Raw genomic sequence first — 11214 nt, 5'->3', positions numbered from 1 at the left:
TTTTTTTTTTCAAGCAGAAGACGGCATACGAGATGCTCAGGAGTCTCGTGGGCTCGGAGATGTGTATAAGAGACAGGAATTAAGTGTACTTGCAGTAAACTACTTCAATGAATATTTGAGTTCAAATGAAAATAAAACCTGGGATATTTCTGATTATAAATGTTATAGATATTATCATGAACTTAAAGATCTAACAGGACCGGAAATACTGAAAAAAAATCTTAAAGAATTTTTGAATCGGAACGACCCAACTGTTTTCTGCGCTCAAAATCTTGATATCGCACCTTTTCTTTGGCTTTATTTTGGGGTTAGTCATTTTATTCTAGAACTATTTGAAAGTTACTTCAAATTTGGGGAATTTTTAAAAAACCATCCAAACAAGGATATACCTAACTTAAAGGAATTCTTAGAATACTACAACCTTTGGTCTATTGGTAATTACAAAAAATATATCAAATTTATATTCAAAGAATTTGATACTTCCAGCCTTAACAAACGAAAATCACAAACCAATATTGAGAAAGGTATTTCAGGAATACAAATGTTCGTTGAATTTAATAATGAAGAATCAATAAAAAAGGCATGGCATATTCTGAAACCAGACGAAGACAAACATTTTGAACAAGCTATCACTGAATATAACGATAAATTCTATGCATTTTATAACTCACATGATTTTATTTCTCCATTAGATTTTATAAGTTATATTTTTAATCGCATTGGAAAAGATGAAAATTCAACTTTTACTAAGGATATTGATGAAACAGCTTTAACTGCTGTGATTTCAAAAGATGGAATTGAAATAGCAAAATTATATTCTATACAATACGGAGATGAAATTTAAAAGACAACTTATATTAATTCGCGTTTATAACTGGTATCATTCCAGATTTATATCGTGCACTCAATAAATCCGTATCTTATAAATGCTTGGGGATTCTTTATAAGCGTAATTTTATTAGGCTTGTTCTAATTTTATTTCCACTCCAATGCATTCTGTGGTTTTCCTCGATCTTTTCAACCCAAATTTCCCCTACCTTTACCCCATCCAAAACTATTTGCTAAATTTATTCCATGAACGTTCGGTTAACCAAAGATCAGAAGATTCGGATTGCTAATTCGGAGGATGTTTACAACATCATGCAGCAGGTGTTGCTGCGCGAGAACCGCATTAGCCGGGGGCAGGAACATTTTTGGATCGTTGGACTGGACAAGGGGAACAAAATCCTTTACATTGAACTGATGGCTTTGGGAACGGATAACCGGGTTCACATCAAGGCTCCGCAGGTATTCAGAATTGCTATTTATAAAAATGCGCCCAAAGTGATCTTCGTTCACAATCATCCTTCCGGAATGATGAAACCCAGTACGGAAGATTTGAAAACGACAGATCGTTTATTGAAGGCCGGAGAAATTATCGAGATCGATGTGATTGACCATTTGATTATTTCTGAGAAGGAATATTTTTGTTTCAGCCGGGAAGGAATCATGACGGAACTGAAAAACAACGGCGCTTACAAAATCGTGGAACGCGAACGTGCTGAGTTGGAGAAATGGCGTTTGGATCAGGAAAAGGAAAGAGCTGCGAAAGCCAACAGCATCGAAATCGCTAAGAAGATGCTTGCTTTGAATACGATGTCATCAGAAGAAATCCGCAAATTGACGGGGTTGACTATCCGGGAGATGAATAAGGTTCTCAAAGAGGTTGGGAAGTAGAAGTTCTCTGTTCGATAACGCCACCCCTCTCGATCCTCAGCCACCCTCCTTTATCCTCCCTCAAGGGAGGAGACTTCAGATTCCTCTCCTGATATTAAATAACAGTACTTCCTATCGTTAAGATAAGCGGTCTATTCTGTCTCCTCCCTTGAGGGAGGACTAAGGTCGTGACGACTCTGACGAGTGTCAGACTCCGTCAGAGGAGGTGGTTAGCTTGGGCGTGGTGTGGACGATGGATCACGGCGGCTTATGATCCTCAGCCATCCCCCTTTATCCCCCTTCAAAGGGGGGGATTAGATCCTCCTCCCTTGAGGGAGGAACGAGGAGGGTGGCGAGATCGACAACTGCAAAAATGATTGCAAGCTCTTGCAAATCAACCTGATTTTGGTTAAATTAAAGTATGAAAACATTTAGCCACAATCACTACAACCCCCGATTAAAAGAGTATGCTCGTGAATTACGGACGGAGACTGTTTCCAAAGCAGAAAAGGTGATCTGGAAAGGATTGCTATCCAGGAAACAAACCGGAGAACGCTTTTTGCGTCAACGGCCTATCTATCACTTTATCGTGGATTTCTTTGCCCCGGAAATCGGGCTGATTATTGAGATCGATGGGAATTCGCATTTCAGTAAGCCGGATTATGACCGCTACCGTGAAGATAAACTGGTGTCGCTGGGTTATACGGTGATCCGTTTTAAAGAAGGCGATGTGATCTGGAATATGGATGTGGTTTCGGAACAGGTGCGGCATGTGATTCATGCGTTGAGAAATAAAGATTAGGGGGAATAATCCAGCCTGCTTTCGATTTACTGCCACCCCTCTTTATCTCCTCTTGACGGAGTCTGATACTCGTCAGAGTCGTCAGACCCTCAAGGGGAGAGATTCAATCTGCTTCCTCCCTTGAGGGAGGACTGAGGAGGGTGGCTTGGGTGGGTGTGGTGCGGACGATGGTTGGTGTGGCTTACGATCCCTAGCCATCCCCCTTTCGTCCCTCCCGACGAGTTCCTGTCGGGACAGGCTCTTCAAAGGGGGAAATTGAAACTCACTCTTTGAAGGAGGTTGGGAAATAGGGGTTCTGCTATCGATAACGCCGCCACCTCCTCTGACGGAGTCTGACACTCGTCAGAGTCGTCACGACCTTAATCCCTCCTCAAGGAGGGAAACAAATCACAAACTATCTAAAAAGTTCAGCAGAACCACGTGCAATTTGTCCAGCTCTTCTTCCGAAATGCAATAAGGCGGATTCAAGTATAAAATATTCCCCAGCGGACGGATCAAACAACCCTTTTCCAGGAAGAAATCATACGCTTTGTCGCGAATGGATGAAAAATAGTTGTTCCCCTCGCCTGTTTCTACTTCGAAACGCAAAATGGTTCCGCACAAACCGATCTCTTTCACTTTCGGATGCGTTTTCAGTGCTTCAATGAAATAGCGGTGACGTTCTTCAATCCATTCGATGGAATCCCAGGTTTCAGGCTGCTCAAACAAATCCAAACTGGCATTTGCCACGGCACAAGCTAAAGCACTTCCCGTGAAGGAATGTCCGTGAAGCAATGCTTTAGCCGTTTCCGGATGGAGAAATGCATTATAGATTTCATTGGTTGCAACAGTCAGCCCCAAAGGCAAAATTCCACCTGTTAATCCTTTCGACAAACAAATGATATCCGGTTCCTGCTCACAGAAATTGTGGGCAAACAGCTTTCCGGTCCTTCCCCATGCTGTCATTACTTCGTCAAAAATGACCAAAGCGTTGTATTTTCTCGCCAGGGAAACAAAAGCATCCAGCCACGTTGCGTCATACATGCGCATTCCTGCTGATCCCTGCACGAGCGGCTCTACAATCACTGCAGCTACTTCACCGGATTTCAGAATTTGTTCTGCTTGAATTAATGATTGAGCGCGTGCTTCGTCTTTGGGGAAATCAATGAAATCCACATCAAAGAACAAATGCTCAAAAGGTTTATTGAAAGCTCCGCGCTGACCAATGGACATAGCGCCAAAAGTATCACCGTGGTACGCACCATCAATAGCAATGACGCGTTTTTTAGACTCATTCTTATTGAACCAATATTGAAAAGCCATTTTTAGTGCCACTTCAACAGCTGTAGAACCATCATCTGAAAAGAATACTTTTTCCAGCTTTTCCGGGAGCAGAGAACTGATACGCTCTGCCAGTTTAATGGCTTGCGGATGTGTTGCGCCGGCAAAAATCACATGGTCGAGCTGTGAGAATTGTTCATTCAAGGCCTCTCCCAGGTAAGGATGACCATGTCCATGCACATTCACCCACCAGGATGAATTGGCATCGATGTATGTTTTACCGTTCGAATCTATAAGTGTTGCTGCTTCTGCTTTCACGATGTGCAACGGTTCTTTCGCCGTCTGCATTTGAGTAAATGGATGCCAAACGTGTTTCTTGTCTTTTTCTAGGGCAGTTGTTCTATCCATAATCTGGCCGCTTGTTGTATGCTTTCTTTTGAAAATTCGTTGATTTCGGGAATAGTAGTAATGGAAAGATCCGGAAATTGCGAATGATAAATACGCTCGGAAGCTTCGTTTCTGTCTCCGTTAACAATCAAACCTGCAATCGGAATTTCGCGCATCATCAGTGCATTCAATGTCAGTAAAGTATGATTAATGCTTCCCAGATAATGCCTGGTTACGACGTAAACCGGGAGCTCCCACAATTGGAACAGGTCTATGTAGCACAATCCTTCATCATTCAACGGAACCATGACCCCGCCTGCACCTTCAATAATAGTTGTTTTGGAAAAACGGGGCAGCTCGAAATGCTCTTCCGTCAATTCAATACCATCCAGACGAGCAGCTTCATGCGGCGACATGGCATGGTTCAGCAGCACATTTGCAGGAATGATATTGGTTTCGGAAGTATGCGATTGGACAAAATCACTGTCCAAAGCGTGTAAATCTCCCGCCTGAACAGGTTTCCAGTAATCTGCTTTCAAGGCTTCGCAAAGCACGGCGCTGACCACCGTTTTTCCGATTTCAGTGCCAATTCCGGTTACGACGTATGATTTCATATTTGATCTCCTTCCAAGGTTAAAGTTAGGATTTGGAGCAGTTTAACATGCTTGTTTTAAAGAATATTAACGGCAAAAACACTAATCAGGAAGACCGCCTGTAATAACCAATTTACTATTGATCAATTCTACCTCTACACGGCCAAATACTTTATTTGTTCTTCCATTATCCACCATTTCAACATTTACAAATACCCAAAACTTTCCTTTTTGATACTCTACTTTACCAGACAATTGAACTTTTGTAATCGTTCTTGTTTCATACTTATGCAATATATGTTGCATTAACTCAGTTTGCTCCTGAGGTGAGGAAACCACTTTTTCCCATTCCTTATCTTTTCGAATCTGAGATGCAAAAAAATAATTCACTACGGATTCCAATGTGTTATCGTAACTACTAAAAGTTGATGCATTGCTTGCTGTTATTAAAGGAGGATTTGAAATCTTTTCTATCGGGTCCATCTCTTGTGAAAAAGAAAACGCCGACAAAGCAATAAGTATAATCGTAAGGAATATTCTCATCTGCATGTTTTTTATTTTAAACTGCGCTAACGCTTGTTTCTATCGTCAGCCGCGACTGACTCTTATCTCAACTCCGCGCCCAATTGTTTTTCCAGTTCCGTACGAATTGAATTCATAATCCCGTCTACCTGCGTATCTTTCAAAGTTTGCTCCGCATCCTGGAATGTGAATGAAACCGCATAAGATTTCTTCCCTTCCGGAAGGTTTTTTCCTTCGTAAACGTCAAACAAACCAACTTTTCGCAAAATCTTCTTGTCTACTTTTTTAGCAATCTGTTCAATTTCAGCGAAACGAACTTTTGAATCCAATAACAAGGAGAAATCACGTCGAACCTCGAATGTTTTCGGCAATTCCTTGTACTGTACTTTTACCAGTTTTAAAGAAGCCAAAACAGCATCCCAGTCCAGGTCAGCTACAAAAACATCCTGCTTTACTCCGAAATGTTTCTTCACTTTTTGGTTCGCCCACCCCAAAGTTCCAACTACGTTTTTCAAGATACGAATTTGGTAGCCGTCAGCCAAAACTGCTTGTTCGGGCAGATTTTCTTCCTGGATAAAAGAAGCCAGTCCCAATCGCTCGAACACATTGGAAACAACTGCTTTCAGAGTAAACAAAGTCGATTTCTCTGTTTTTTGCGCCCAGGATTCGTCGTGCTTGTTCCCGGTCATCAGGATCAGCAAGCGCTTATTCTCACTGTAAATATCGTTTTCGAAAGAATAAGTTTTACCAAATTCAAACAAGCGCAGATCCGGGTTCTGACGGTTCTGGTTGTGCGCCACCGTTTCCATGGCCTGAAACAATAAACTTTGTCGCATCACGGCCAAATCCTGGCTCAAAGGATTCAGCATACGAACCGCTTTCTCAACCGGGAATTGACTGCCGCCCAACTTTTCAGCATACTGCGGACTAGTCAGGGAATTGTTCATCATTTCATGGAAGCCCATTCCGGCTAAAACTTCGGCCAGGTTCACTCCCAAGCGCTCCAAATCCGGTTTTTCTGTCACCACCAAAGAAGTATTCAATTTCTCCGGAAGCGGAATTTGATTAAACCCGTAAATGCGCAGTACTTCTTCAATCACATCGATCTCACGATCCACATCTATGCGGTAATTCGGAACAGAAAGCTCCAGTGCTTCATCACTTGAAGAAAGAACTTCAAAATCAAGAGAAATCAGGATATTTCGAATTACTTCCGGAGTGATAATATGTCCCAAAAGCTGATTAATGCGATTGAAACGAAGCGTTACTTTGCGTCTTTGGATCGGATCCGGATACAAATCAACCACTTCCATTCCTACCTTTCCACCTGCTACTCCTTGTATCAACTGTACTGCTCTTTCCAAAGCATACGGAACCAGGTCTACATCCACACCGCGTTCAAAACGGAAACTTGCATCCGTTGACAAGCCATGTCTTTTTGCTGTTTTACGCACTGAAACCGGCTGGAAAAACGCTGCTTCTAAAAACACATCCGTTGTAGTATCTGAAATCCCGGAATGGTTCCCTCCGAAAACTCCGGCAATGCACATCGCTTCTTTTTCGTTGGCAATCACCAAATCTTCTTCATGCAGTTCACGTTCAACGCCGTCAAGCGTAATCATCTTCTCACCTGCTTTTGCGGTACGGACAATCACTTTTCCATTGACAACTGAAGCATCAAACGCATGGAGCGGGGTTCCCAATTCACGCATCACGTAATTCGTTACGTCCACCACGTTATTGATTGGAGACAGACCAACTGCCCGTAATTTATTTTGAAGCCATGCCGGAGAAGCTTTCACTTCCACTCCGCTAATGGTAATCCCCATGTAACGCGGACACTTCTCTTTATTTTCTACCGTAACAGAAACGGGAAGATCTGCTTCTTTAACCGGCTTCGTCGTCTCTTTCAATTGCAGTTTTGCAGTGCTTCCTTCATGACAGGCCAAATACGCCAATACATCACGTGCAACGCCTACATGCCCCATCGCATCAGCACGATTCGGTGTCAATCCGATCTCGATCTGCACATCGCTTTCTAATTCCAGGTATTCTGCTGCAGGAGTTCCCGGCTTAGCATTTGGGTCCAGTACCAAAATACCGTCGTGGCTTGTTCCCAAACCTAATTCATCTTCAGCACAAAGCATTCCGAATGATTCCACATCGCGGATCTTGGAAACTTTCATTTTCAAGGGTTCATCAGGCTTCGGGTACAAAACAGCTCCTACTTGTGCCAGAATTACTTTTTGTCCGACAGCTACATTCGGTGCCCCGCAAACAACCTGGAGGATTTCTTTCCCGTTATTCACCTTAGTCACTTTCAACCGATCCGCATTCGGGTGCTGCTCGCATTCAATCACTTCAGCAACCACAACACCTTCCAGTCCGCCTTTCACGCTTTCAATGGTCTCAAAACCTTCCACTTCCAAACCTGTATCTGTGAGAAGTTGATCTAATTGTTCCGGGGATTTATGAACCGGTAAAAACTCGTGTAACCAAGCGGATGAAATTTTCATTGTTGTCTATTTTTCGAAGTCCAAATTTAAGAAAAAGCAGGGAAAGCACCGTTTAATTTGACATAAAAGCATTAAATTCGTTCACACTAATTTTGGAATGAAATCCCTGGCAATACAAATCTTATTTCTCTTTGCCGCCGCCGCTTCCCGGGGACAGGGAAACGCAACCATCAGCGGTTACATCTACGAAGGAAGCTCCGGAGAACCCATTATTGGCGGACAAGTTTTTGTTCCGGTCATCCAGAAAGGAGCTGTTACCAACGAATTCGGGTTTTACTCTTTAACAATCCCGAAAGGCTCTTACCAGCTGATTTATCGCGGGGCGGGACTTCCGAACGACACCCTAAACATTGATTTAAAAAAGGATACCACGATTACCTCCGAATTGGGTAAAACCACTCAGATAGATGAAGTAGAAATCAATGCCCGAAAGGGAGAAAATGTAAATTCAACCAAGATCGGCCAGATCGAACTCGATATTAACGTCATCAAGAAACTGCCTGCTTTCCTGGGAGAAGTAGATGTTTTGAAAACGATCCAGCTGCTTCCCGGAGTTTCTTCGGTAAGTGAAGGCGGCCAGGGATTTTACGTACGCGGCGGCGGTCCGGACCAAAACCTTGTTTTACTCGATAATGCACAGGTCTACAACGCTTCTCACCTTTTCGGGTTCTTCTCCGTTTTTAATTCCGATGCTATCAAAAGTGTCAACCTCATAAAAGGGAGCATGCCCGCAAGTTACGGTGGAAGACTTTCATCAGTGCTTGAGGTAAATATGAACGAAGGAAACAATAAGAAATTTAAGGTTACCGGTGGATTGGGCCTAATTTCCTCTCGCTTAACTTTGGAAGGCCCGATCGTAAAGAACAAAGGATCATTCATTGTTTCAGCAAGAAGAACATACGTAGATTTATTCATGAAAGCTTTCATCAAGAAGTCGAGTGCTTTTTACGGATCCAGCTATTTCTTCTACGACCTGAATGCTAAATTAAATTACCGCCTTGGACCGAAAGACAAAATCTACCTGAGCGGATATTATGGAAAAGATCTCTTCAATTTCGGGAATAAAAAAGAAGATTTCAGCGTAAAAATGCCCTGGGGTAATGGAATTGCAGCCCTTAGATGGAATCACCAGTTCAGCAGTAAATTATTCATGAATACCACTGCAACACTTACGGATTACCTGTTTAGTTTTGGGTCCGAGCAGGACCAGTTCAAATTCGAATTGAAATCCGGAATTCGTGATTACGGAGGTAAAGTAGAGCTCTCTTATTTCCCGAATACGCGCCATTCCATTAAAATGGGAGCAGATTATCTGTTCCACACCTTCACTCCGGCAAGTGTTTCCGCATCACAGGATGAAGTTGTTTTCGATACCGGTTTGGCTCAAAAATTATTCAGCCACGAATCCGGGATTTATGTGCAGGACGAAGTAGATATTGCATCCTGGCTACGTGTAAATGCCGGCATCCGCGTAAGTATGTACCAATTCACGGGGCCGTTTACGCGTTACTATAAAGGAGTTACAGGTCACACCGACTCTACAAAGACCTATAAAAAAGGAGAAATCATTCAATCCTATTTCGGGTTTGAGCCGCGTATTTCTGCACGATTCCTGTTGAAGGACAAAAGCTCTATCAAAGCAGGTTTCACTTACAACAATCAATACGTGCACCTGGCAAGCCTGAGCGCTGTCTCACTTCCAACCGACATTTGGTACCCGAGTACAGACAAAGCACGTCCTCAAAAAGGCTGGCAGGCAAGTTTGGGGTATTTCCGGAATTTCAACGACAACAAATGGGAAACATCCGTTGAACTCTATTATAAAAAAATGGAAAACGTTATCGAGTTCAAACAGGGTGCATTGCCATCCGACAATGTCAATGACAATACGGATAATTTATTGGTTTACGGGACCGGATGGAGTTACGGAGCCGAATTCTTTATCAAGCGGACATTTGGAAAACTCACCGGGTGGATCGGTTATACACTGGCAAGATCAGACCGCTTCTTCCCGGATATCCAGGACGTAAAATATCCGGCTAAGTACGACAGAAGGCACGACCTGACATTGGTCGGAACCTACGAACTGAATAAGCGCTGGACATTCGGGTTCTCTTTCATTTATGCATCCGGAAATACCTTGACCCTTCCTAACAGCTGGTATTTCAACAACCAGGATTTGTTATTCAATTACGGCCCGCGAAATTCTACGCGCATGGCCCCTTATCACCGACTGGACATTTCTGCAACGTGGTATGACAAGCCTACGAAGACAAAAATCGACAAGAAAACCGGTGAAAAGATCGAAGTCGTAAAAAAATTCAGACAGAACGTTGCTTTCTCTATCTACAATGTTTACAACCGAGCAAACCCTTATTTTTTGTATATTGATAACGAGGGAAATATTACTTCGAACGATTTTAAAATATCGGTCAAACAGGTATCCTTATTTCCAATTTTACCCAGTGTCACATGGAATTTCGAGTTTTAATTGCCTTATTTAGCCTGATCCTCGTTCTTGGCAGCTGTACCAAGGAGGTAAAGATTGACATTCCCGGTTTCGAAGAAAAAGTGGTCATCGACGGACGCATAGAAACCGGAATGCCACCTATTGTTTTGATTTCAAAAACACAGGATATTTATTCTCCGACCACACTGGAAGCTTTTTTGAACAGTTTTCAGTCCGGAGCAATTGTCACCGTTTCTGACGGATCTACAAGCGTTGTACTGGATGAAATTTGCTCAGACAACCTTCCTCCCGGAACGGAAGCGATGGCTGCCGCATTATTCGGTATTCCCGAAGATGAATTGGCCAATTACCATTTATGCGCTTATTCTACTTTCAATACCGCTATCTGGGGACAAGTCGGAAAAACGTATTCCTTAAAAGTAGAATTGAACGGCGAAGTTTTTACCTCAGTAACACAGGTTGTCAATCCCACTCCACTGGACTCGGTCTACTGGAAACAGGATCCGGGAGCAAATCCGGGATATGGCTATTCCTGGGCAACCTTAACAGATCCACCCGGATTTGATGCTTATATGTGGGAAGTAAAACGTATCAACATGGTGAACGGAAATACCAAAGATCCGGCTTTCAAAGCAACATTCAGTCCGGTAATCGACGATGAATTCTTTGGTGGACAAACCTTCGATTTTTACTATGAGAATCCGTTTACCTGGGACGATGAAACGGTTGCCGATGCAGATAAAGGCTATTATAAACAGGGCGATTCGGTGGTGATCAAATTCTCAAAGATCGATGCTGCCGCCTACGATTTTTTGGAAAAAAAGTATATGCAGCTTGGTACTGCAGGGAATCCCTTTGCCTCTCCAACAACTATTCCGACCAATATACAAGGTGGCGCAATCGGTTTGTGGGCCGGGTATTCACCTTCGTTTGATACGTTGTACTGTGTGCCTTAAAAAGTTCAATGGT

The 11214-nt window shown here is 42.9% G+C and carries 8 protein-coding genes; 4 read left to right on the top strand and 4 right to left on the bottom strand.

The genetic code is table 11. From position 1 onward, the window contains the following. The first annotated feature begins 1074 nt into the window (after positions 1-1074). The gene (locus QZT69_RS10455; protein WP_294673806.1) at positions 1075-1716 is read left to right on the top strand and encodes a JAB domain-containing protein; all 642 of its coding nucleotides are present in this window, start codon (positions 1075-1077) and stop codon (positions 1714-1716) included. A gap of 400 nt (positions 1717-2116) precedes the next feature. Then, positions 2117-2497: an endonuclease domain-containing protein gene (locus QZT69_RS10450; RefSeq protein ID WP_294673804.1), complete on the top strand. Its 381-nt coding sequence runs from the start codon at positions 2117-2119 to the stop codon at positions 2495-2497. 387 nt (positions 2498-2884) lie between these two features. Here QZT69_RS10450 and bioA read toward each other — a convergent pair whose 3' ends face one another. The 4 genes from bioA to pheT form a co-directional block, all read right to left on the bottom strand. Then, positions 2885-4165 (bottom strand): adenosylmethionine--8-amino-7-oxononanoate transaminase, encoded by a 1281-nt coding sequence (bioA, locus tag QZT69_RS10445; RefSeq protein WP_294673802.1) that lies wholly within the window; start codon positions 4163-4165, stop codon positions 2885-2887. Further along, positions 4144-4758, bottom strand: coding sequence for a dethiobiotin synthase (gene bioD / locus QZT69_RS10440; protein ID WP_294673800.1), 615 nt, complete (start codon positions 4756-4758; stop codon positions 4144-4146). The genes bioA and bioD overlap by 22 nt, the downstream gene beginning before the upstream one ends. A gap of 81 nt (positions 4759-4839) precedes the next feature. Further along, entirely contained in the window at positions 4840-5280 is a 441-nt protein-coding gene (locus tag QZT69_RS10435; protein ID WP_294673798.1) for a hypothetical protein, read from the bottom strand. A gap of 62 nt (positions 5281-5342) precedes the next feature. Further along, positions 5343-7775, bottom strand: coding sequence for a phenylalanine--tRNA ligase subunit beta (gene pheT / locus QZT69_RS10430; RefSeq protein WP_294673796.1), 2433 nt, complete (start codon positions 7773-7775; stop codon positions 5343-5345). Positions 7776-7872: 97 nt separating this feature from the next. Here pheT and QZT69_RS10425 point away from each other — a divergent pair, with 97 nt between their 5' ends. Beyond that, positions 7873-10266, top strand: a complete 2394-nt coding sequence (locus QZT69_RS10425) for a TonB-dependent receptor (RefSeq protein ID WP_294673793.1) — start codon at positions 7873-7875, stop codon at positions 10264-10266. Continuing rightward, positions 10248-11201, top strand: a complete 954-nt coding sequence (locus tag QZT69_RS10420) for a DUF4249 domain-containing protein (protein WP_294673791.1) — start codon at positions 10248-10250, stop codon at positions 11199-11201. The genes QZT69_RS10425 and QZT69_RS10420 overlap by 19 nt, the downstream gene beginning before the upstream one ends. Positions 11202-11214: the final 13 nt, after the last annotated feature.

It is taken from the genome of uncultured Fluviicola sp. (assembly GCF_902168135.1).
Classification (GTDB): Bacteria; Bacteroidota; Bacteroidia; order Flavobacteriales_D; family Crocinitomicaceae; genus Fluviicola.
The sequence above is the reverse complement of the archived record's forward strand: the minus strand, read 5'-3'. Positions and strand labels throughout refer to the sequence as shown.

Bases quoted from the DNA above. Each gene is read 5' to 3' on its own strand.
- QZT69_RS10420 (WP_294673791.1), top strand. From the start codon at position 10,248: ATGGAATTTCGAGTTTTAATTGCCTTATTTAGCCTGATCCTCGTTCTT.
- QZT69_RS10455 (WP_294673806.1), top strand. From the start codon at position 1,075: ATGAACGTTCGGTTAACCAAAGATCAGAAGATTCGGATTGCTAATTCG.
- QZT69_RS10425 (WP_294673793.1), top strand. From the start codon at position 7,873: ATGAAATCCCTGGCAATACAAATCTTATTTCTCTTTGCCGCCGCCGCT.
- pheT (WP_294673796.1), bottom strand. From the start codon at position 7,775: ATGAAAATTTCATCCGCTTGGTTACACGAGTTTTTACCGGTTCATAAA.
- bioD (WP_294673800.1), bottom strand. From the start codon at position 4,758: ATGAAATCATACGTCGTAACCGGAATTGGCACTGAAATCGGAAAAACG.
- QZT69_RS10435 (WP_294673798.1), bottom strand. From the start codon at position 5,280: ATGAGAATATTCCTTACGATTATACTTATTGCTTTGTCGGCGTTTTCT.
- QZT69_RS10450 (WP_294673804.1), top strand. From the start codon at position 2,117: ATGAAAACATTTAGCCACAATCACTACAACCCCCGATTAAAAGAGTAT.
- bioA (WP_294673802.1), bottom strand. From the start codon at position 4,165: ATGGATAGAACAACTGCCCTAGAAAAAGACAAGAAACACGTTTGGCAT.